At 68.1% G+C, this 21751-nt stretch carries 22 protein-coding genes; 19 read left to right on the top strand and 3 right to left on the bottom strand.

Annotated features, from left to right (window positions below; genetic code table 11):
• Positions 1 to 295: DUF6516 family protein (locus ACLFRB_RS06645; protein WP_411068224.1), on the bottom strand; the 295-nt coding region annotated here is incomplete at its 3' end.
• A 505-nt stretch (positions 296 to 800) separates the two neighbouring features.
• Between ACLFRB_RS06645 and ACLFRB_RS06640 the strand changes: the two genes are divergently transcribed.
• On the top strand, positions 801 to 1073 hold the full coding sequence (locus ACLFRB_RS06640) for a hypothetical protein (protein WP_411068223.1): 273 nt from the start codon (positions 801 to 803) through the stop codon (positions 1071 to 1073).
• 154 nt (positions 1074 to 1227) lie between these two features.
• On the opposite strand, the gene ACLFRB_RS06635 is transcribed toward ACLFRB_RS06640, so the two are convergent.
• Both ACLFRB_RS06635 and ACLFRB_RS06630 read right to left on the bottom strand, forming a co-directional pair.
• A complete protein-coding gene (locus tag ACLFRB_RS06635) occupies positions 1228 to 1563 on the bottom strand; it encodes a hypothetical protein (RefSeq protein ID WP_411068222.1) in 336 nt (111 codons plus the stop codon).
• Between the two features lie 108 nt (positions 1564 to 1671).
• A complete protein-coding gene (locus ACLFRB_RS06630) occupies positions 1672 to 2535 on the bottom strand; it encodes a DMT family transporter (protein WP_411068221.1) in 864 nt (287 codons plus the stop codon).
• A 126-nt stretch (positions 2536 to 2661) separates the two neighbouring features.
• Between ACLFRB_RS06630 and ACLFRB_RS06625 the strand changes: the two genes are divergently transcribed.
• The 18 genes from ACLFRB_RS06625 (at position 2662) to gspL (ending at position 21750) form a co-directional block, all read left to right on the top strand.
• The gene (locus ACLFRB_RS06625) at positions 2662 to 2976 is read left to right on the top strand and encodes an MTH1187 family thiamine-binding protein (RefSeq protein ID WP_411068220.1); all 315 of its coding nucleotides are present in this window, start codon (positions 2662 to 2664) and stop codon (positions 2974 to 2976) included.
• Between the two features lie 142 nt (positions 2977 to 3118).
• On the top strand, positions 3119 to 3442 hold the full coding sequence (locus ACLFRB_RS06620) for a tetratricopeptide repeat protein (protein ID WP_411068219.1): 324 nt from the start codon (positions 3119 to 3121) through the stop codon (positions 3440 to 3442).
• A 45-nt stretch (positions 3443 to 3487) separates the two neighbouring features.
• Positions 3488 to 4375, top strand: a complete 888-nt coding sequence (gene cysM, locus ACLFRB_RS06615) for a cysteine synthase CysM (RefSeq protein ID WP_411068218.1) — start codon at positions 3488 to 3490, stop codon at positions 4373 to 4375.
• Positions 4376 to 4560: 185 nt separating this feature from the next.
• Positions 4561 to 5355 carry a 3'-5' exonuclease gene (locus tag ACLFRB_RS06610; RefSeq protein ID WP_411068217.1) on the top strand — a complete coding sequence of 265 codons (795 nt, stop codon included), beginning with the start codon at positions 4561 to 4563 and terminating at the stop codon, positions 5353 to 5355.
• Positions 5345 to 6679, top strand: a complete 1335-nt coding sequence (gene rlmD / locus ACLFRB_RS06605; protein WP_411068216.1) for a 23S rRNA (uracil(1939)-C(5))-methyltransferase RlmD — start codon at positions 5345 to 5347, stop codon at positions 6677 to 6679. Before ACLFRB_RS06610 ends, rlmD begins: the two co-directional genes overlap by 11 nt.
• Complete coding sequence (locus ACLFRB_RS06600; RefSeq protein ID WP_411068215.1) at positions 6676 to 7101, top strand: hypothetical protein; 426 nt, start codon at positions 6676 to 6678, stop codon at positions 7099 to 7101. Before rlmD ends, ACLFRB_RS06600 begins: the two co-directional genes overlap by 4 nt.
• Positions 7102 to 7119: 18 nt before the next feature.
• Positions 7120 to 9450 (top strand): ATPase, T2SS/T4P/T4SS family, encoded by a 2331-nt coding sequence (locus ACLFRB_RS06595; RefSeq protein ID WP_411068214.1) that lies wholly within the window; start codon positions 7120 to 7122, stop codon positions 9448 to 9450.
• Between the two features lie 108 nt (positions 9451 to 9558).
• Positions 9559 to 11112: an AbgT family transporter gene (locus ACLFRB_RS06590; RefSeq protein WP_411068226.1), complete on the top strand. Its 1554-nt coding sequence runs from the start codon at positions 9559 to 9561 to the stop codon at positions 11110 to 11112.
• A 484-nt stretch (positions 11113 to 11596) separates the two neighbouring features.
• Positions 11597 to 12523, top strand: a complete 927-nt coding sequence (gspC, locus tag ACLFRB_RS06585) for a type II secretion system protein GspC (protein WP_411068213.1) — start codon at positions 11597 to 11599, stop codon at positions 12521 to 12523.
• A gap of 87 nt (positions 12524 to 12610) precedes the next feature.
• Positions 12611 to 14500 carry a type II secretion system secretin GspD gene (gene gspD / locus ACLFRB_RS06580; protein WP_411068212.1) on the top strand — a complete coding sequence of 630 codons (1890 nt, stop codon included), beginning with the start codon at positions 12611 to 12613 and terminating at the stop codon, positions 14498 to 14500.
• Positions 14497 to 16164, top strand: a complete 1668-nt coding sequence (gene gspE, locus ACLFRB_RS06575; protein WP_411068211.1) for a type II secretion system ATPase GspE — start codon at positions 14497 to 14499, stop codon at positions 16162 to 16164. Before gspD ends, gspE begins: the two co-directional genes overlap by 4 nt.
• Position 16165: 1 nt before the next feature.
• Positions 16166 to 17377 carry a type II secretion system inner membrane protein GspF gene (gene gspF, locus ACLFRB_RS06570; RefSeq protein ID WP_411068210.1) on the top strand — a complete coding sequence of 404 codons (1212 nt, stop codon included), beginning with the start codon at positions 16166 to 16168 and terminating at the stop codon, positions 17375 to 17377.
• Between the two features lie 65 nt (positions 17378 to 17442).
• Positions 17443 to 17907 (top strand): type II secretion system major pseudopilin GspG, encoded by a 465-nt coding sequence (gene gspG / locus ACLFRB_RS06565; protein WP_411068225.1) that lies wholly within the window; start codon positions 17443 to 17445, stop codon positions 17905 to 17907.
• Positions 17879 to 18403 (top strand): Tfp pilus assembly protein FimT/FimU, encoded by a 525-nt coding sequence (locus ACLFRB_RS06560; RefSeq protein WP_411068209.1) that lies wholly within the window; start codon positions 17879 to 17881, stop codon positions 18401 to 18403. Before gspG ends, ACLFRB_RS06560 begins: the two co-directional genes overlap by 29 nt.
• The gene (gene gspI, locus ACLFRB_RS06555; protein ID WP_411068208.1) at positions 18400 to 18906 is read left to right on the top strand and encodes a type II secretion system minor pseudopilin GspI; all 507 of its coding nucleotides are present in this window, start codon (positions 18400 to 18402) and stop codon (positions 18904 to 18906) included. Before ACLFRB_RS06560 ends, gspI begins: the two co-directional genes overlap by 4 nt.
• The gene (gene gspJ / locus ACLFRB_RS06550; RefSeq protein WP_411068207.1) at positions 18903 to 19565 is read left to right on the top strand and encodes a type II secretion system minor pseudopilin GspJ; all 663 of its coding nucleotides are present in this window, start codon (positions 18903 to 18905) and stop codon (positions 19563 to 19565) included. The genes gspI and gspJ overlap by 4 nt, the downstream gene beginning before the upstream one ends.
• Positions 19522 to 20487, top strand: coding sequence for a type II secretion system minor pseudopilin GspK (gene gspK / locus ACLFRB_RS06545; RefSeq protein WP_411068206.1), 966 nt, complete (start codon positions 19522 to 19524; stop codon positions 20485 to 20487). Before gspJ ends, gspK begins: the two co-directional genes overlap by 44 nt.
• Complete coding sequence (gene gspL / locus ACLFRB_RS06540; protein WP_411068205.1) at positions 20488 to 21750, top strand: type II secretion system protein GspL; 1263 nt, start codon at positions 20488 to 20490, stop codon at positions 21748 to 21750.
• The last annotated feature ends 1 nt before the right edge of the window (position 21751 follow it).

Below are 21751 nucleotides of genomic sequence, written 5' to 3'. Positions count from 1 at the left end.
GAAAAACATAGGGCTCAACTATCGGATGGGATGGATTGTGCTTGTGGTCCCACTCTTTAATCTTACGCCCCTGGTATAGGGGCCTGTACTTCTTTACGGTTTGATGGTCTAGGTTGGGGGCATGGGCGTTGTCATACCCCAGAACACGCTTATTGTTTGGGTCATGAAGGGTCAGCGAATACCGAATCCCATGCGGCAAATTCTCGTTCGGTGAAACCTGTCTCGCCTCAAATTTAACCGAGTAACCATTGTTCAGGCGTATCATTTCCCCGTTCAAATCCAGCAGGGTCTCCAAACCTACGCCACTTACGCTCTGTGAAAAGTGTCCGTTCGTCATAGGCAATCAATCCATGCAATAGCTTCAGCCAGGTAATAGATTTCGAGTCTTTATGATCCGACCATAACGTTTTTGGAAGGTTCCTTCCAGGGGGCAGAAGGTCCTGGTCCCGGGCCTCTGGATCCAATGGAAGAGGGGCATAAGGGGGTACCGGTGGCCAAGCCTGGTAACGGGAAACCCAACCTATCGCACCTTCTGCTATCGGTAATGCCTTTCGCGCTACAGGTACGAGGAGAACGGTAGTTAAGGTCCAGCTGGGGGGCGTGATCTTGATCCTTCCTTAAAGGGATCATCAATTTTTGATATGCTTATATCTCACTCCCGATAAGGCCACCAAACGCATACGGGGGTATTCTTGGGGGTACCCGGAAGGGTCCTGGCCAAGTTTCAGGAACGAATTCAGGTGCGTGGGTGAGAAATTGGAGTCCCTCCCCCTCCGCCAACCAGCCCTTGGGGGTGAGGCATGATCGTGGTGCAGCGGCTCAGCGACGGCGACCCCATGGAGTTCGAGGTGACGGTGAGCGAGGGGGGCGGCCAATCCCGCCACCGGGTCACCTTCGCCGCCGACCATCAGGCGCGGCTCTGCGGGGAGTCGACCCCGGAGGCCTGCCTGGAGGCGGCCTTCCGCTTCCTCCTGGACCGCGAGCCCAAGGAGGCCATCCTGGGCACCTTCGACGTCTCGGTCATCGCCAAGTACTTCCCCGACTTCGAGCGCAAGCTCAGCGCCTACCTGTAGCTCCCTTCGGCCCAACCCTCCGGAACGGCCCGGCGACCGGGGCCAACCGCGTCCGGGGTTCCCGCCACCGGAAACCAGCGGGGTGCTGGCCCGGGCAAGGAACGGGGTCGTTCTCCCACCCGTAGCGCATCCCCGCGTTCCCCTTCCCGATAGCCTAGACCTCGATCTCGTGCTGCCAGAGGAAGTTGCGGATCTCCTTCTGCTCCATCTCCTCGAGGTAGCTGAAGGGCCACATGGTGCTGGTGTCCTCCACGCCGTCCTCGTAGGCGTGCCGGAGGGCCCAAAGCCCCTCTCCCTCATCCCAGAAGAACTCGATGAAGGGCTCGGGCGGGGAGTGCTCGTACTCCTTCGGCCAGTCGCAGGTGTACTCCAGGGGGGTCAGACCGAACTCGTGGTAGCGCTCCCGGACCTCCTCCTCCGGGAAGGGGTTGTCGAAGGGGACGCGGTCGCGGATGTGGCGGCGGATTTCCTGATACTCCGAATCGGCCATGGTGCTTACCTCCTTGTTACCCCGGACATGGCGGCGAAGGCGGGAGGATTCAACAGCTGCCGGGTCCTTCCGGCAAGATAAACCCGGCCCGTATGGGTGGCAAACCGGTCAGGTCCGGCGCCGGGCCGCGCCTCGCTCGCGGATGGCCAGGCCTCCCGCCAGGATCACCAGCAGGGCCCCCGCCGCGGCCGGGGCACCGGGCACCTCGCCCCAGACCATCCAGCCCACAACGGCGGAGAACACCACCACGGTGTAGGTGAAGGGCCCCACCTGCGCGGCCGGTGCGTAGGCGTAGCCGCGGGTGAGCAGGAGCTGTCCGGCCGTGGCGCAGATCCCCATGGCCGCCAGCAGAGTCCACAGGGCGGGATCGGGGGTTTGCCAGGTCCAGGGCAGGGGCAGGGCGGAGCCCAGGGTGGAGATGACCCCGAAATAAAAGACGATTCGGGTGGTGGGCTCGGTGGCATGGAGCCGCCGCACGGCCACGAAGGCCACCGCGGCCAGGACCCCGGCGGCAACGCCCAGGAGGGCGGCCGGCTCGAGCATGCCCCTGCCGGGCTGCAGGATGAGGGCGATCCCCACGAAGCCGATGGGGATCGCCCAGCGCAGGGCACGGGGCACGGGCTCGCCCAGCCAGAGCGCGGCGATGAAGGGGATGAACAGGGGGGCGCTGTAATTGAGCAGCACCGCCGTGGCCAGCTCCAGATGGCCGAGGGCGTAGAAGAAGCAGTACATGGCCGCCAGGCCGGCGAGACCGCGGAATAGGTGCAGGCCGGGATGGTCTGTGCGCAGGCCGGCCATGCCGCCGCGGATCAGCCAGGGAGCGAGGGCCACCAGCCCGAGGGCGCTCCGGAAGAAAACCACCTCGGTGTAGGGGAGATGGGCGGAGGCCGCCTTGACGGTCGCACCGGTGAGGGCAAACATGAGAGCCGAGGCAACGATGTAGCCCGCGGCCCGCCGGGGGTCGTGCTCCATGCCGGTATCGCCGATCCTGAGAAAGCTTGGGCGTGTGGCAATCCGCCCGCGGGTGGGGCCCGCCATTGTACATCAAACGCCCCGCACGCCCACGGGGCGCGCATTCCAACCAACGGGGAGCTTCCGATGGCCTATACTGTGAATTACTCCGTGATCCCCCTGACCCACAGCGGCGGTCATGTCGGCGACGTGGTGGCGCAGGTGGTGGAGCGAGTGGAGAAGAGCGGCCTGGAGTACCGCCTGACGGCCATGGGCACGCAGATCGAGGGCGATCTCGACCAGATCTTCGACCTCATCAAGGAGTGCGAGCGTCTGGTGGAGAAGGACAGCGAACGCTTCTACACCGTCCTGACCATGGACTACCAGGAGGGCGAGAAGGGCGCCCTGACCGACAAGGTGCGGTCCGTGGAGAACCGGTTGGGTCATGAGGTGAAGCACTGATCCTTTCCGGGGCCTCGCCACCTGCTCCACGGCCCCGGAACGGCCCATTCGGATCCCGCCCCCGCCAGGCCCGCCACCGGGATCGGGACCTGGCGGGGGTGTCTTGTAGAATACGGCCGGTATCCGGTGAGGGGACTGCGCCATGGCCCGCGACGACGAGGAAAAGGTCCGGCTCCTGGAGGCGGACGCCCGAGAGGGCGAGGCCCGCGCTCAGCGCCACCTCGCCAACCGCTACCTACGCGGTAGGGGGCTCCCCACCGATCCGGCCCAGGCGGCCTACTGGATGCGGCAGGCGGCCGAGCAGGGCCTGGCGCCCGCCCAGCGCAGCTTCGGGGAGTTCCTGGAACAGGGCATCGGCCTGGATCCGGACCCCGACGCCGCCCGGGGATGGTACGCGGCGGCGGCCAAGCAGGGCGACCCGGTGGCGCGGCGCCACCTCCACCGCCTGGAGCATTCCGAAGACTGAGCCCACAGCCCTCCCGACCTTCCACCCACCCGGCAAGAGGAACCCATGGCGAGACTGGAAGAGCTGGTCGGCAACACCCCTCTCTGCGAACTGCGCCGCATAGGCCCTCGGGACAAGCCCGTCCGCCTGTTGCTCAAGCTGGAGGGGAACAACCCGGCGGGCTCGGTGAAGGACCGTCCGGCCCTGTCCATGATCCTGGGCGCCGAGGAGCGGGGGGAGCTGGCCCCCGGCTCCCGCATCATCGAGCCCACCTCGGGCAACACGGGCATCGCCCTGGCCATGGTGGCGGCGGTTCGGGGCTACGAGATCACCCTGGTGATGCCGGAGAGCGCCAGCGAGGAGCGCAAGATGCTCATGCGCGCCTACGGGGCGCGGCTGGAGCTCACCCCCGCCGACCAGGGCATGGAGGGCACCATCGACCGCGCCCGGGAGATGATCGAGGCCGATCCGGGCGCGGTCATGCTCGACCAGTTCGCCAACCCCGACAATCCGCGCGCCCACTATGAGGCCACCGCCCCCGAGATCTGGCGGGACACGCAGGGGCGGGTCACCCATTTCGTCTCTTCCATGGGCACCACCGGCACCATCATGGGCTGTTCCCAGTATTTCCGGGAGGAGGCGCCCCAGGTGGAGGTGGTCGGCGCCCAGCCCAGCGAGGGCTCCCGCATTCCCGGCATCCGTGCCTGGCCCGAGGCCTACCTGCCCCGAATCTACGACCGGAGCCAGGTGGACCGCATCGTGGGCGTGGACCAATCCGCCGCCGAGGACATGGCCCGGCGCCTCGCCCGCGAGGAGGGCCTGTTCCTGGGCCTGTCCGCCGGCGGCGCCGTGGTGGCCATGCTGGAGGTGGCCGAGGCCCTCGACGAGGGGGTGGTGGTGGGCATCGCCCCGGACCGGGGCGACCGCTACCTGAGCACCGGCCTGTACGCCTGACGCCGGCCCCTTCCAATCGCACCCCACCCCCGCCAGACGGGGGGATCCAGTTCCCCCCGGAACCGGCCCCGACGGGCAGGGACAGGGGGCCGGACCCATGCTACCCTGAGGCGGCGCGCCGAAAGCGCCCGCGGAGGCGGGTGCCTCGCGGCCCCCAAACGCGTGGCAAGCGGGGAATCCCCAGGGTGAACGTTCTGGTCTTCGACATCGAAACCGTTCCCGACATCGAGGGCGGCCGCCGCCTGTTCGGCCTCGACGGCCTCTCCGACGAGGACACGGTCCGGGCCATGCTGGCCCTGCGCCGCCAGGAGAGCGGCGGGAAGGAGTTCCTGCGCCACCACCTGCACCGGGTGGTGGCCATCTCGGTGGTCTTCCGGCATCCCCGTCTGGAGGAGGGGGTCAAGGTCTGGTCCCTGGGCGAGGCCGAATCCACCGAGGGCGAGCTCATCCAGCACTTCTTCGACGGCCTGGAGCGCTACACCCCCACCCTGGTGTCCTGGAACGGCTCCGGCTTCGACCTCCCCGTGCTCCACTATCGCGGCCTGATCAACGAGGTGGTGGCCCCGCGCTACTGGGAGGAAGGGGACGGCGACCGCGAATTCCGCTTCAATAATTACCTGAACCGTTTCCACAAGCGCCACACGGACCTCATGGACGTCCTGGCCGGCTACCAGGGCAACGCCAACGCCCCCCTGGACCAGATCGCCACCCTGCTGGGTCTCCCCGGCAAGATGGGCATGGACGGCAGCCAGGTGCTGGATTCCTGGCTGGCGGGCGACATCGCGGGCATCCGCCGCTACTGCGAGACGGACGTGCTCAACACCTACGGGGTCTACCTGCACTGGCTGGTGAACACCGGGCAGCTCGCGCCCGGGGAGCGGGACGAGGAGCTCCGGCTCCTGGCGGGGCACCTGACCGGCTCCGGCGAGGAGCACCTCCAGGCCTTCCACGACGCATGGACGGGACGGCATGACGGCTAAGGCGTCCAGCCCGGAAATCGCGGGCGAGGTCCGCATCGACGACCTGGACCACGACGGCCGTGGCGTGGGCCGGGTGGACGACAAGGTGGTGTTTGTCGACGGCGCCCTGCCCGGGGAGCGGGTTGCCTTCCGCTACACCAAACGGGGCCGGCACTACGACCAGGCGCAGGTGGCCGAGATCCTGGAGGCCAGCCCGGACCGGGCGGAGCCCCCCTGTCCGGTGTTCGGCCTGTGCGGGGGCTGCTCCCTCCAGCACCTGGCCCCGGAGGCCCAGGTGGCGGCCAAGGACCGGATGCTCGCCGAGAACCTGGAGCGCACCGGCGGTGTGGCCCCGGAGCGCTGGCTGGAGCCCCTGGACGGCCCCCATTGGGCCTACCGGGCCAAGGCCCGCCTGAGCATCCGGGCGGTGCGCAACAAGGGCGTTCTGGTGGGATTCCGCGAACGGGCCAGTAGCTACGTGACCCAGATGGACGCCTGTCCGGTGCTGGCGCCGCGCCTGGAGCCCCTGATACCGGCCCTGAAGGCGCTGGTGGCCGGCATGAGCCGGCCGGACCGTGTCCCTCAGGCGGAGGTGGCCGATACGGAAGGGGACGCGGTGGTGGTGCTCCGCCATCTCACCGAGCTCACCGCTTCCGACCGGCAGCGCCTGCTGGATTTCCAGCGGCAGCAGGGGGTGGTGGTGGAGACCCAGTCCAAGGGCCCGGAGACCGCCACGCCCGTCGCCCCCGAGCGGCCCGCCGACCTCCGCTACGCCCTTCCCGAATTCGACCTGACCCTGCGCTTCGGCAGCACCGACTTCATCCAGGTCAACGCAACGGTGAACCGCCAGCTGGTGAGCCGGGCCCTGGAGCTGCTGGAGCCCGGCGAAGGCGACCGTGTCCTCGACCTGTTCTGCGGGATCGGCAATTTCTCCCTGCCCGCTGCGGCCCGCGGCGCCCAGGTGGTGGGCCTGGAAGGGGAGGAGGCCCTCGTCGCCCGGGCCGCCGACAACGCCGCCGCCAACGGGCTGCAGGGGCGGACCCGGTTTGCCACGGCGGATCTCACCGAGACGCGCCTGGCGGACATCCCCGGGGCCGCGGAATGCGACAAGGTCCTTCTGGACCCGCCGCGCAGCGGGGCCGTGGAGGCGGTGAAGCAGTTGGCCGGGGAGCTGCGGCCGCGGCGGGTGGTGTACGTCTCCTGCAACCCGGCCACCCTGGCGCGCGACGCCGCCATCCTGGCCCAGGCCGGCTACCGGCTGAAGGAGGCGGGGATCGCCAACATGTTCCCCCACACGGCCCACGTGGAGTCCATGGCCCACTTCGAGCGAGAGGGTGGGGGATGACCGAGGATCCGGTCCGCAGCTTCGACGACCTGCTGGCGCGCCTGGACCGCCTGGCGGACGCCGCGGAGCAAGGCTCCATCGACCCGGTGATCACCGATTACCTGCGCATGACCCGGGACCGGCTGGTGCGCCTGCGGGAACGGACCGGCGAGGAGCGCCGCCTCGCCCCGCGGGAGGAGGACCGCGGCAAGGGCCGTCTCGTGGTCCATGGCGTGGCCTATCCCGTGGAGATCGTCGACCGCTCTGCCACCGGCTTCGGGCTCCGGGCCTTCGAGGAGCTGACCCCGGAAACCTACGCCCGCCTGGACATCGACGGCGAGAGCGAGGAGGAGATCCATGAAGGGCTCATCACGTACTGCCGCGCGGAGGGGGACGGCTACCGGATCGGCCTGGACATCGCCTCCTCCCTGCGCATTGGCTGAGGGCACGGGGAGGCAGCCTTGACCACCGCCCGCCCCTCGGACCTTCCCCAGGAGCTGATCGAAAACGGCCTGGTGGCCCCCGAGACCATGGAGGAGGCGCGGGACCACGCCGAGACCGAGCATATCCCCCTGGACCAGGCCCTCGTCGACACCGGGGCTCTGACCGAAGGGGAGCTGGTCCAGTTCATCGCCGATCGCTACCACGTGGCCACCGTGGACCTGGACGAGGCCCCCCTAGACGCTGACCTGCTGCCTCTGCTCCCCGAGAGCACCGCCCGCCGCTACCTGGCCATCCCCTTACATAAGAAGGGCCACGCCATTGTTGTGGCCATGGCCGAGGCCTGGAACGTGGCCCGGGTGGACGAAGTGCGCTTCTCCATCGGCCGCCCCATCAAGCCGGTCCTGGCCCCCCGCTCCGCCCTGCGGGAAAAACTGGATGAACTGTTCCCGCCTCCGGAGGAGAACGGTGCGGAAGGCCCGGAAGAGGAGGAATACGACTTCCTCCAGGACGCCCTCGACGAGATGGAGGACGAAGGCCTCGCCGACGACGAGGGGGAGGAACAGAACGAGGCCGCACAGCGGCTGTTGCAGGAGAGCACCGCCTCCCCCATCGTCAAGATCGTCAACGACATCCTGATCCGCGCCATCCACAAGGGGGCCTCGGACATCCACATCGAGCCCCAGGAGTCCATGGTCACGGTGCGCTTCCGCGTGGACGGGGCCCTGCGCGAGGTGATGAACCTCCCCGCCAAGGCGCGCAACGCCATCGTCTCGCGCATCAAGGTCCTCGGCGGCATGGACATCTCCGTGGCCCGGCGTCCCCAGGACGGCCGCATCAAGCTCCATTACCGCAACGATCCCCTGGACCTGCGCGTGTCCACCCTGCCCACCTACTGGGGGGAGAAGGTGGTGATGCGCGTCCTGGACCAATCGGGGGAAGGCCTCGAGCTGGACAAGCTGGGCTTCCTGACCGGGGAACGGGAGCAGATCGAGGCCATCATGCACCAGCCCCAGGGCATGCTGCTGGTTACCGGGCCCACGGGATCGGGCAAGACCACCACCCTGTACTCCGTCCTCGGCGCCATCAACCAGGAGGATGTGAACATCATCACGGTGGAGGATCCGGTGGAGTACCAGCTGCCCAAGATCAACCAGGTGCCGGTGAATCCCAAGGCCGGCATGACCTTCGCCGCCGGGCTGCGCTCCATTCTTCGCCAGGACCCCAACGTGATCATGGTGGGCGAGATCCGCGACCAGGAGACCGCCGAGATCGCCCTGGAGTCCGCCGAGACCGGCCACATGGTCTTCTCCACCTTGCACACCAACTCCGCCGCCGGCGCGGTGACTCGCTTCCTCGACATGGGCGTGCCCGGCTACCTGCTGGCCTCCAGCGTCTCCGGGGTCCTCGCCCAGCGCCTCCTGCGCCGCAACTGCCCCGAATGCAGCGAGCCGGTGGAGGTGGGAGAGGGCGTCCGCACCAAGTACAACATCCCCGAGGAGGTGGTCTTCCACGAGGGCAAGGGGTGCTCCGCCTGCGACGGCCAGGGCACCAAGGGCCGGATCGGGGCCTACGAGCTCCTCCTCGCCGACGCCGGGGTGCGTGAGGGCATCCATAAGGGGATCATGGAATCGGAGCTGGTGGACAAGGCGCGTGCCGGCGGCATGCACTTGATGTTCGAGGACGGCCTGATCAAGGCCATGCAGGGCAAGGTCTCCCTGACCGAGGTGCTGCGCGCCCTGGAGCTTCCGCCCGGGGTGGAGGTGGACGCCGGCCGCCTGTGGGAGGAGGCCGACAAGCCCTGGGCGGAGCGCGGCCCCGCCGCCCAACGCGCCGCCACCTTTTCGGAGCAGAAAGGGGAGGGCGAGCGCAGGGAGCGCGTTCTGGTGATCGGAACCGACGCGGCCACCGTCAAGATGCTGACCCTGCTGTTGGGAGACGAGGGTCTGGAGGTGGAGACCAGCGATTCCGGCCGGCAGGGCCTGGACCTCATTCGGCACCACCGCACCGAGCTGGTGGTGGCCGAGGCGGATGCCCCGGAGCTGGACGGCGAGGCCCTGGCCGGGACCCTGCGGCGTGAAGAGAGCCTGCGGGAGACCCCCCTCCTCCTGATCGGCGAGGCGGAGGACGTGGAGCGAGAGGCCACCGCCCTGGACGCGGGGGCCGACGACTTCCTGGCCAAGCCCCTGGATCCCCGCCGCCTCCTTGCCCGTGTGAACCGGCTGCTGGAGACCTACCGCCGTCTGGGCGGCGCAGAAGTGCCTGCGGAGGAAGAACGGCGGGAGCTGGATCCCTCCCCGGAGGCGGAGAAGGAGGCGGGGGAGCCCAACCCTACTCCCGAGGCGGAATAGGACAATGCGGGGGAGGGGGACGAAGCGGAAACCGCCACCTAGGAATAAGGGTAACCCCCCGCGCGGGGGAATCGGGCGGCTTCGTTTCGGACGGGAAAGGAGCGGACCATCCGCACGGAACCGCAGGGGAAAGAACCGGACTGGCTGGGGGTCCTGGAGCGGCTGGGCAACCGCCTCCCGGACCCGGTCACCCTGTTCCTACTGGGTACCCTGGTGGTGCTGGCCCTCTCCCAGGTGGCCGAAACGGCCGGCTGGAGGGTGGTGAAGACCGTTTCCGGGGAGGACGGTCCGGTCACGGAGACGGTGACCGCCCGCGGGCTGCTCGACAGCGACGGCCTGTGGTGGCTGTTCTCCGCCATGGTGGAGAACTTCGTCCGCTTTCCGCCCCTCGGGCTCGTCCTGGTGGCCATGCTCGGCATCGGCCTCGCCGAGCGCACGGGGCTGCTGCCCGCCCTCATCGAACGCTCTTTGGGCGGGGTGGCCCCGGGACTGGTGACCCCGATCCTGCTGCTGGTGGGGGTCCTCTCCTCCCTGACCCTGGACGCGGGCTACGTGGTCCTGCCGCCCCTGGCCGCCGCCCTGTACGCCTCCCAGGGGCGTTCGCCGCTAGCCGGCATCGCCGTGGCCTTCGCCGGGGTCTCCGCAGGCTTTTCCGCCAACCTGGTGGTCACCGGCCTCGATCCCATGCTGGCGGGCCTTTCCACGGCCGGCGCCCGGATCCTGGACCCCGATTACCAGGTGGCCGTCACCGCCAACTGGTGGTTCATGATCGCCTCCACGATCCTCCTGCCCCTGGCGGGCTGGTGGGTGACCCGGCGCTTCGTGGAGCCGCGCCTGAGCACCCGCGGTCTGGAGCAAGCGGAGGGGGAAGAAGGGCGGAGGGCCCACCGCACGGACCGGGAGACCGAGGGGGCGGCCCTGCGCACGGCGGGCTGGGCCCTGGTCCTTACCCTGGGGGCGATAGTCGCCCTTGTGGCGGTACCCGGTGCGCCCTTGCACGGGGAAGGGGCGCGCTTCGCCCGCTGGGTGGAGGCCATCGTCCCCATCCTGCTGATCCTCTTCCTGATCCCCGCGGTGGCCTATGGCGTCCGCGCCGGGGCCATCCGCTCCGACCGCGATGCCGCCGCGCTCATGGGGCGCACGATGGCGGACATGGGCCCGTACATCGTGCTCGCCTTCTTCGCCGCCCAGTTCATCGAGGCCTTCCGGTATTCCCGCCTCGGGGAGATGCTGGCCATCGCCGGCGGCGACCTCCTGGCCTCCTTGTCCCTCCCAGCCACCCTGCTCATGGCGGCCTTCGTGCTCGTCACGGTGGTGGGCAACCTGTTCATCGGCTCCGCATCGGCCAAGTACGCCTTCTTCGCTCCCGTGTTCGTCCCCATGTTCATGCAGGCGGGCATCAGCCCCGAGCTCACCCAGGCGGCCTACCGGGTGGGGGATTCCGTGAGCAACGTGGTCACCCCGCTCAATCCCTACATGGTCATCATCCTGTCCCTGATGCAGCGCTACGCGCCCGGAGCCGGCCTGGGGACCCTCGTGGCCACCATGCTTCCCTACGCCGTGGCCTTCCTCCTGGCGTGGCTGGTCCTCCTAACCGTGTGGGTGGTGGGCGGGTGGCCGCTGGGGCCCGGGGCGCCCTTGGCCGTAGCTCCCTCCTCTTGAGCCTGCCACGGGAAGCTTCCTCCGGGGTTGGCCTATCCCCAAGGCCCCATTCCCGTGGGAGGAGGCTGCTTGCGCTGCAAGGCCTTGGATGCCGGGGAGTAAGGTGGTGATTTTAAATGTTTCCTGCAATAGTAGGGGGAGCACTCCTGGAAAGAGCCGGCGGTTTTATTCTTATTGGGAATTCTTGCCGGGGATGAAAGGGGCCATACCACCCGGCCATACCAGCAACCCTGTTGGTTTTCCCGTAGCTTCCTTAGGGGGAACCCTTGCAACGGCCTCAAAAATTCAGGGTTGCCATTGCCTCACGGGCGAGACCATTTACACTATGCGGGCATCCTGCCCCATGGGGAGGGTATTCCATAACCGCCTAACCCGGCGAGAAGGCCGTGGAATTTCCCTGAAAGGCCCGGAGGCAGGTGCCATGGGGGCGGAAGTCCCAGGACCGAATTCTCTCCTCGCCCGAACAAAGAGACGCTCGTAACCCATGGCCTATATCCCAGCGCTCAACATGCCACGCTTGCTGTCCCGCTTCTCGCCCACCACCGGCATCCGTTTGGCCGAGGGGGTACTGGTGGTAGTCCTTGCCGTAGCCTTGGCCGATCTCACCTGGGACCTCTTTCCCTCCTCTCCGCCCTCGGCGGGGCTCTCCCAGGACTCGAAATCGCCATCCGTCCCTGGCGGTCCCGAGGGGCCAGGGGCCGACTCCCCGGGGAGGCAAACCGAGGAAGGGCCGGTTTCGGAGGGCATGCGTCAATTGTTCGGCTCCCCCGCATCGGAGGAGAATGACCCCGAGGACGAGGCTCCGGTGCGCGAGACTCGCCTGGACCTTACCCTCAAGGGCATTATTGCGAGCCAGGAAGGCGAGCAAAAAGTGGCCCTGATTGCCAGTGGGGAAGAAGGTGAGGAGGGGGTGTACCGCGTAGGAGACACGCTGGCCGGAGGGGCGGAGATCCTTCGGATCGAGCCCCGCCGGGTGATCCTGCGCCGAAATGGCGTGACGGAGGCCCTGAACCTGGAGGTGGCCGAACTGGAAGGATCCATCTCCCAGCAGGATTCCCCCGATGGAGAATCGGGGATCCAGAAAGAAGGTGCGAACAGCCGGGTTGTCCCTGAGCGCACCGTGCGTGAGAACCTGGAGAACCTGCCCTCCCTGCTGCGCCAGGCCAAGGCTGTGCCGCACAAGGTGAACGGTGAGCCGGCCGGGTTCCGCATCGAGAACATCCAATCCGGGAGCATCTACGAGGATCTGGGCCTGCGGGAAGGAGACGTGGTGAAATCGGTGAACGGGCAGGACATCCGAACCTCTTCGGACGCCTTGGGCGCCTACCGGGAGATGAAGGGCGCAGACAAATACGAGGTCCGTCTGGAGCGGGACGGCCAGGAACAAACCCTCAACTACTCCGTTCGGTAATCCATGGGCATGGGACACGCACAGACGCGCCTTTCGCAACCCGTTTCTTCCCGGGCGATCCTGCTCGCCTTCATCCTCCTGGCTATTATGGCTATCTGGTCTGGAAAGGCTCGGGCGGAGGTCAACTTCGACTTCGAGGACGCCGACTTGCGTGCGGTGATCCAAGCGGTTTCAGAGTTCAGCGGCCGGAACTTCCTGGTGGATCCCCGGGTGGAGGGCGAGGTGACCGTGGTCGCGCCCACGGAGCTTACCGAGGAGGAGGCCCTCAAGGCCTTCGAATCGGTCCTGGAGGTAAATGGCTATATGACCGTCCAGGAGGGCGGGGTCACCAAAATCGTTCCCCAGGACGAGGGCAAGCACCGGGCCATCGAGGTCAGCGAAGGGGATGACGACGACCGCATGGTCACCAAGGTGATTCGCCTGGAGCACGTTTCCGCCGAGCGCATGGTGCCCATCCTTCGTCCCCTGGTGCCCTCCTACGGCCATCTGGTGGCCTATCCGGACACCGCCGCCCTGATCCTCACCGACCGCGCATCGAACATCGAACGCCTGACGAGCATCATCGAGCGCTTGGACAAGCCCACCGAGGCCGGGGAGCTGGAGGTGATCCCCCTCTCCAACGCCTCGGCTAAGGAGGTCGGCGAAATGCTCGGACGACTCTACGAGGACGAGGGTGGGGAGGAGAACGAGGAGCAGGTTACGGTCCTCGCGGACCCGCGGACCAACAGCCTGATCATCCGTGGGCGAAAGGGTACCCGCGAGGAGATCAAGGAGCTTGCCGACGGGCTGGACACGCCCACCGGAACGGAGGGCAACACCCGGGTCATCTACCTGAAGAACGCCGACGCGGAAGACATGGTGGAGGTGCTGGAAAGTACCGTCACCGAGGACAACGGCGGCGAACAGGAAGACGGCGGGCCCCTTGGAGACATAACCATCAAGGCCGACTCCCAGACCAACGCCCTCGTGGTCCGGGCCTCCAAGTCCGACTTCCGAGCCATCGAGGGAGTGGTGGAAAAGCTAGACGTCCGTCGCCTGCAGGTCTATGTGGAGGCCCTCATTGCCGAGATCTCCCTGGACCAGGCCCGGGAGCTCGGCATTCAGTGGCAGGCCGCGGAGAACCTGGATGACGGCACCGGCGTGGTGGGCGGCACCTCCTTTTCCGTCGGGGACAGCATCCAGGAAGGGGCCGAGAACCCTCTTGGCCTGGGCTCCGGCCTCAGCGTCGGCTACGTGGACGGCACCCTGGAGCTCCCCGGCGGCACCGAGGTCATCAATATGGCAGGCCTGCTGCGGGCCCTGGAGAGCCGCAGCAGCACTAACGTCTTGTCCACGCCGAATCTCCTGACCATGGACAACGAGGAGGCCGAGATCATGGTGGGCCGCAACGTCCCCTTCGTGACGGGCTCCTACAGCTCCACGGATTCGGGGGAAGGATCGGCGGTGCAGAATCCCTTCCAGACCATCGAGCGCGAGGACGTTGGCCTGACCCTGCGCATCACGCCCCAGATCACCGAGGGCAGCGCCATCAAGATGAACATCTACCAGGAGGTTTCCAGCGTGGACCAGCGCGGGGAAGCCCAGGACATCACCACCCGCAAGCGGTCCCTGGAAACCACCGTCATCGCCGAGAACGAACGGATGGTCGTGCTCGGCGGCCTCATCCAGACCGAAAACGATGAGAACGTCCAGGAGGTGCCGATCCTGGGCCGGATCCCTATTCTGGGGAACCTTTTCCGCTACAAGCGGACTAGTGAGACGAAGACCAACCTCATGGTCTTTTTACGCCCGCGCATTGTGCGAGGACCGGAGGATATGGCGGAGCCCACCGGCGCCAAGTACGACTTCATCAAGGACCTCCAGGAAAGCGAGGGGGCCCAGGAAGAAGAGGCGCCCCCCATGGAGGAATGGGAGCGCATCGCGCCCCAGGATCTGGACGGGGCGGACAACGACAAGGGAGAAGAAACGGAGCAATGAGCCTGCCCCCCCCTTCCACCATCACCCCCGAGGAATGGCGGGAAGCCCTGGAAGCCCAGGGCGGCGACAGCCTGGCCGCAGCCCGTCAGCTCATCGAGCGGGGCAGCCTGACCGAGTCCTCCTGGGCAATGGAACGGGCCCGGCAGCTGGGGTGGGCGCACGAGGCGGACCCGGACCTGGGCCGGATCGACGCCGATGTGGCCGGGCTGCTGGGTTTCGGGCAGGCCCGCCGCCTTGGCATCCTTCCCGCCTACCGGGAGAACCTGGACACGGTCATCTGGGTGCGCCCCGATGTAGCCTGGGAAACCCTCCTTGAGCTGCAGGGCGAGCTGGGTACCGAGTACCGGCCCGTCATGATTCCGGAAGAGCCCTTCAACCGCGCCCTGCAGCGCGCCTTCGAGCGCACCGGCGCCGCCGCTGACGCGGTGGAAGACCTGGGGGAGTCGGTGGACCTGGACGCCGCTTCCGCGGGGCTTCCCGAGTCGGCGGATCTCCTGGATAGCCAGGACGATGCCCCCATCATCCGCCTCCTTAACGCCGTGATGACCCAGGCCATCGAGGAGGGGGCCTCCGACGTCCACATCGAGCCCTTCGAGTCTCGGGTGGTGATCCGCTACCGCGTGGACGGGGTCCTGCGCGACCTGGTGGAGCCCCCGCCGGGCCTGTCGGCCCGCATCGCCGCACGTGTCAAGGTCATGGCCCGCATGAACATCGCCGAACGGCGGGTCCCCCAGGACGGCCGCATCAGCCTGCGCCTGGCCGGCCGCACAGTGGACGTGCGCGTCTCCACCCTGCCCACCCAGTACGGCGAGCGGGTGGTCATGCGGATCCTGGAGAAGGAGCAGGGACCCCTGACCCTGGCCCAGCTGGGCATGCCGGAGTCCATCCGCACCCGCTTCGAGGACCTCATCCGCTCGCCCTACGGCATCTTCCTGGTCACCGGCCCCACCGGCTCCGGCAAGACCACCACCCTCTACGCCGCCCTGCAGCAGGTGCGCAGCCCGGAGATCAACATCATCACGGTGGAGGACCCCGTGGAGTACGACCTGGAGGGGGTGGGGCAGATCCCGGTGAACGCCAAGACCGGCATGACCTTCGCCCGCGGGCTGCGGGCCATCCTCCGCCAGGACCCCGATGTGATCATGGTGGGCGAGATCCGCGACCTGGAGACCGCCGAGGTCTCGGTGCAGGCCAGCCTCACCGGCCACCGCGTCTTCAGCACGCTGCACACCAACGACGCGGTGGGCAGCATCACCCGGATGGTGGACATGGGGGTGGAGCCCTATCTGGTGGCCTCGAGCCTGTTAGGCGCCATGGCCCAGCGCCTGGTGCGCAAGCTGTGCCCCGACTGCCGGATGCCCCAGGAGGCCGACGAGGGCGAGCGGGGTCTGCTCGGGGTCGCCCCGGGGGAGCCCGCGGTTATCAACCACCCCGTGGGCTGCGAGGCGTGCGGGAACACGGGCTATCGGGGCCGCACCGGCATCTACGAGCTCATGACGGTGAACGAGGAGCTGCGTCACCTCATTCACGACAGCCGGGGCGAGCAGACCCTGCGCCAGGCCGCCCGCGAGGGGGGCATGACCACCCTCCGCGAGGACGGCATTCGCCTGGTGCTCGCCGGCGAGACCAGCCTCGAGGAAGTCCTGCGCGTGACCCAAGCCTGATATGGCCGCCTTCGAGTACCAAGCCCTCGACGCCCGCGGACGCAACCGCAAGGGCATCCTCACCGGGGACTCGCCCCGCCAGATCCGGGCCCAGCTCCGCGATCAGGGCCTCTATCCGGTGGAGGTACAGCCCGTGGCCGAGCAGGGGGCCCGGCGGGGCCGCCCCATGCTGGGCGGCCGGGTTTCGGCCTCCGGCCTGGCCCTGCTGACCCGCCAGCTGGCCACCCTGGTGCGCGCGGGTATGCCCCTGGAGGAGGCCCTGCGGGCCCTGGGCGAGCAGGTCAACGGCCGGCAGCTGCAATCGGTGGTGGCGGGGGTACGGGCGCAGATCACCGAGGGCGCCACCCTCACCGAGGCTTTGGGCAGCTTTCCGCGCACCTTCCCCGAGCTCTACCGGGTCATGGTGGAGGCGGGGGAGGCCTCCGGCCGCCTGGAGGAGGTCCTGGACCGCCTCGCCGACTACACCGAGCAGCGCCAGGCCATGCGCCAGAAGCTCGGCGTAGCCCTCATTTACCCCATGCTGGTCACCGTGGTTGCGGTGCTGGTGGTTGTGGCCCTGCTCACCTACGTGGTCCCGGAGGTGGTGCGGGTGTTCGAGAGTACCGGGCAGACCCTGCCGCTGCTCACCCGGGGCCTGATCGCCTCCAGCGATTTCCTGCGGGCCAACGGCCTGTTGCTGGTGGTGCTGCTTGCCGGGGCCGCGCTGCTGGCCACCTACGCCCTGCGCCGGCCCCGCGTGCGCTACGCCTTCGATGGCCTGCTGCTGCGCCTGCCCTTCATCGGGCGGCTGTCCCGGACCATCAATTCGGCCCGCCTGGCCCGCACCCTGGCCATCCTTACCGAGAGCGGGGTGCCCCTGCTGGAGGCCATCCGCATCGGCGGAAGGGTGGTCCGCAACCAGCCCATCCGCGAGGCGGTGGAGGAGGCGGCGGTCGCGGTCCGGGAGGGCGGGCGGCTGCACACGGCCCTCGGCCAATCCGGCCACTTTCCGCCCCTCATGGTCCACATGCTCTCGGCGGGCGAGGAGAGCGGAGAGCTGGAGAAAATGCTGGAGCGCGCTGCGTCCAACCAGGAGCGCGAGCTGGAATCGGCGGTCTCCGCGGCCACGGCCCTCATGGAGCCGATCCTGATCCTGGTGATGGGTGGCATCGTGCTCGTCATCGTACTGGCGATCCTGCTGCCCATCTTCGAGATGAACCAGCTGGTGGGCTAGAAGGTGTTTCAACCAGACCGGTTCGGCGTACTTGGCCGAGCAAGGAGAGAATGACCTTGATCCGCATCCCATTCGTACCCGCGATCCATGCCGGCTCTTCCCCGCGCGATTGGCGCGGCAGGGAGCAGGGCTTCACCCTCATCGAGCTGATGGTGGTGGTGGTGATCCTGGGGATTTTGGCCGCTGTGGTGGTCCCCCGGGTGATGGACCGTCCCGCCCAGGCACGGATCACGGCGGCCAAGAACGACATCCGGGCCATCCAGTCGGCCCTGGATATGTACAAGCTGGACAACCACCGCTATCCCTCCACGGACCAGGGCCTGGAGGCGTTGGTGGAGAAACCCACCTCCGATCCCGAACCGCCCAACTGGAACGGCTACCTGGATAAGCTCCCCAAGGACCCGTGGGGGAACTCCTATCAGTACCTGAATCCCGGCAAGCACGGGGAGGTGGACATCGTGAGCCTGGGGGCGGACGGCCGAGAGGGTGGCGAGGGCGAGAATGCCGACATCGGCTCCTGGGAGCTGTAGGCGAGGCGACCCCTGCGCGGCCCCGGGGAGGCAGAACGGCTTCACGCTCCTGGAGCTCCTCGTGGTGATCGCCCTGGTGGCGATCATCACCGGTCTCATGGTGCCCTCTTTGAACGGAGGAGGCGGACGAAGCGTCGTGGAGGCCGCGGACCGCATGGTCCTGCTGGTGAACCAGGTGCGGCAGGAAGCCATGCTGTCCTCCCGTACTTGGCGGGTGGTTCTGGATACCGAGGAGCGATCCTACCGTTTCCAGGTGCGGGAAGGCCAGGACTTCGAGAAGGTGGAACAGTCGCCCTTCGCCTCGGTGCGTCAGGACCCCGAAATAGAGTGGGGAGCGCTGTCCATAAACGGCGAGGAGGCCAACGGCGAGGGGGAGGTCTATCTGTACCCTACGGGGGAGCAGGACGCCTTCCGCCTGACCCTGGAGCGTGAGGATACCCGGAGGACCGTGGTCCTGGATCCGGTGGGCCGGGCCCGAGTGGAGGGTCCGGAATGACGGCGCCCAGCCGCCGGGATGCAGGGTTCACATTGGTGGAGGTCCTCGTGGCCCTGGCGGTGGTTGCCTTCGCGCTGGCCGCCTTGTGGAAGGGACTAAGCCAGGGAATCGTGGTCTCCCAAAGTCTCCCCGACCGGCTCATGGCCCGCTGGGTGGCGGAAAACCGAGTGGTTCTCCATCAGGCCCGGAAGGACTGGCCCGAGACCCGGACCTATGAGGGGTCCAGCGAGATGGGCGGCCGGGAGTGGTACTGGCGGGAGGAGGTGCAGGAGACCGAGGAGGAAGCCCTACGCCGAATCAGTGTGGAGGTGGGCCCCGCCGAGGACGAACGTGACCTGGTCTCCCTGGAGGGCTTCCTTCGGCAGCCTCAGGAAAGAACGACCCCCGAAAATCAGGATCCCGGGGACCAGGGCCCTGCAGATCAGGTTCCCGAAAATCAGGCACCTGAAGAGCAACCGCAAGAAGGGCAAGAGCCTTTGGAACAGGGAGGGGAACAGCCATGACCCTTCCCTCCGGAAACCAGGAGGCGGGCATGACCCTCCTGGAGGTGCTCATCGCCCTGGCGGTGTTTGCCCTGGTAGCGGCGGCGGGGTTCACCGCCGTCAGCCAGGGCCTGCAGACCGAGGAGGAGCTCCAGGAAACCCGGGCCTTCTGGGAGCGGTTGGGGTCGGTGCTCAGCCTCATGCGTCGCGATCTCGATCAGGTGCGCGACCGCCCCCCGCGCAGCCCCGATGAGGCATGGGAAATGTCCTTCGAGGGCTCTGAAAGCGGCGAGGCCATGGAAGGCAGGGCGGGGGAGGACACGCTGTTCCGCTTCGTCCGGGGTGGCAGCACCTCCTTCCGCGACGGGCCGGCCAGCCCCTATCGGCGGGTGGCCTATCGCCTGCAGGAGGGCGAGCTGACCCGCCTCACGTGGTCCCGTTTGGACGCGCCAGCCAGCCTCGAGCCCCGGGAGGCCAGCCTGCTTGAAGGCGTGGAGGAGGTCGCAATCCGGTACATGAATGATCCGGGGCCGGATGGCGAGAATCCGGACTGGGCCACAGTGTGGCCCCCTGAAGGAACTGCTGACGATGCCGGGCTGCCCCGGGCCGTGGAGATCACTCTGGAATTCGAGGAGCATGGCCGTTTCGAGCGTGTCTTCCATGTCGGCCATCCGCGATGAGCGGGGCGTGGCCCTGGTTACCATCCTTCTGATCGTCACGGTGCTGACGGCGGTGGTGGCCCGGCTCAGCCTTTCCAACGAGGTCTGGGTGCGCCAAGTGCAGGGGGACGGGGCCCTCGCGCAAGCCGATCAGGTATCCCGGGCGGCCCAGCACTGGGTGGGCATGCTCCTGGAGCGGGACACCAACGAGCTGGACGGCCACACGGACCTCTGGGCCCGGCCCATCCCCCCGATCCCAGTGGACTGGGGAGAGCTGAACGGCCGGGTGCAGGACCTCCAGGGGCGGTTCAACCTGAACAACCTGGTCACCGCCGAGGGCGAGGTAGACCCTGCGGCCCTGGAACAGTTTCGGAGACTCCTCCGGATCCTGGAGCTGGATCCGGGAATCGCCGACGCGGCGGTGGACTGGATCGATCCCGACCAGACCCCCTACGGAGGGGGCGGGGCCGAGGACGGAATGTACCAGGGCCTGCAGCCGCCCTACTTGGCGGCCAACCGCCCCTTCGGGGAAGCCGAGGAGATCCGCCTCCTGCGAGGAGTGGACGGGGAGGCCTGGCGGGCCCTGGAGCCCCACATCACAGCTTTGCCGGAGGCCACCGGGGTCAACGTCAACACCGCGTCCCCGGAAGTGCTCGCCGCTGTGGTGGAGGCATGGGGATCGCCCCGCACGGCCCTGGGGGAGGGGCAACGGTGGGCGGGCAAGACCAGCGAGGAGCCATTCGCCGATCCCGACACCTTCGCCGCCCAGGCCATCGGTGACGCCCCAGGGGGGGAGACGCCGCCCAACCTGACCGTGCAGACGAACTATTTCCTGGTGCGTACCGAGGCGAGGTTCGGCTCGGTATCCCGAAGCCTTGCCACGGTGTACCGTCGTTCCGGGGGAGAGGCCCGAATCATTCGCCATAGCACGGAGATCCGATAGGTGGCGTTACGCGGAGAGTACTGGTGGGTCCGTCTGCGGCCGGATGGCCTGGACTGGGCCCGCTGCATGAGCGGCGAGGGCACGCCCCGGCAGGAGGGCCGGAGCGGCGATTGGTCGGAGCTCCCCGCCCCGCCCGGGGCCCGCCTCATGCTCTGCGTGCCCGGCGAGCGGGTCCGTGTCCACCGGGTCCGCCTCCCGGGCGGGACCCGGCGCCGCCAGCGCGCCATCCTCCCCTACGCCCTGGAGGAGCAGCTCCTCCGGGATCCCAGCGAATACCACTTCGTCCCCCTGCCGCGGCCCAAGAGCCAGCCGGAGACTCCCGTCGCCGTGGTGGAACGCGAGCTCATGGACCATTGGCTGGACGGCCTGGAGGAGCACGGCTGGCGGCCCCGGGTCCTGGTGCCCGAGTTCCTGGCCATTGCGCCGCCGCCTCCTGGGACCTGGTTCCTGGACGCGGCCGAGTCGCCCTTCCTCCTGCGCCTCCCCAGTGGGGGCGGGGGCGCCGCCCTACCCGGCACCCTCGTCGGCCAGCCTCCGGGCTCCCTCCTGCTGGCCCTGGAGCAGGCACGCGTCGCCCCGGCCACCCTCCGGGTACGGGTGGCCAACGAGGAACAGCGGGCCCGGGTGGGCGAGTGGACGACGTGGCTGGAGTCCCGGGAGATGGACCTGGAGATCCAGGAGGACGGCCGTTCGCGCCCCGCCTGGCTGGCCCGCCAGGAGCAGCCCGCGGCGGGCTGCAACCTGCTCACCGGGCCCTACGCCTCCCGCGAGGATCCGCGGGTTTGGGGGCGGCGTTTGGCCCCGGTTGCCGGCCTGGCGCTGGGCCTGCTTGTGGTGGCCGGCATCCAGTGGGTGCTGGAGGGGCAGCGCATCCGGGCCGAGCACGCTCGTCTGGAGGCGGCCATCGAGGAGACCTATCGGGAGGCCTTTCCCGACGCCCGCAATCTGGTGGACCCGCGCTACCAGATGGAGCAGGCCCTCGAGCAGCTTCGCCAGCGCGAGGAGGATCCGGGGGAGTCCGACGGGTTCCTGGAGCGGATATCGCGGCTGGCTTCCCGGCTTGCGGAGAATGAAGAGGATACGGAGGTGGAGTCCCTCGCCTTTGAGCGGGACGAGCTGACCCTGGAGGTCAGCATGGGCGATTACGAGGCCCTGGAACGATTGGAGCGGCGCCTGGGAGAGAACGGCAGCGTGGAAGTGGATCGTGCGGAAATGGAGGACGGCCGGGTAAGCGCCAGCCTCCGCCTCCGGGAGGAGGACTGAG

It is taken from the genome of Thiohalorhabdus sp., from assembly GCF_046545655.1.
Classification (GTDB): Bacteria; Pseudomonadota; Gammaproteobacteria; order Thiohalorhabdales; family Thiohalorhabdaceae; genus Thiohalorhabdus.
This window is presented reverse-complemented; position numbering and strand designations above follow the sequence as displayed.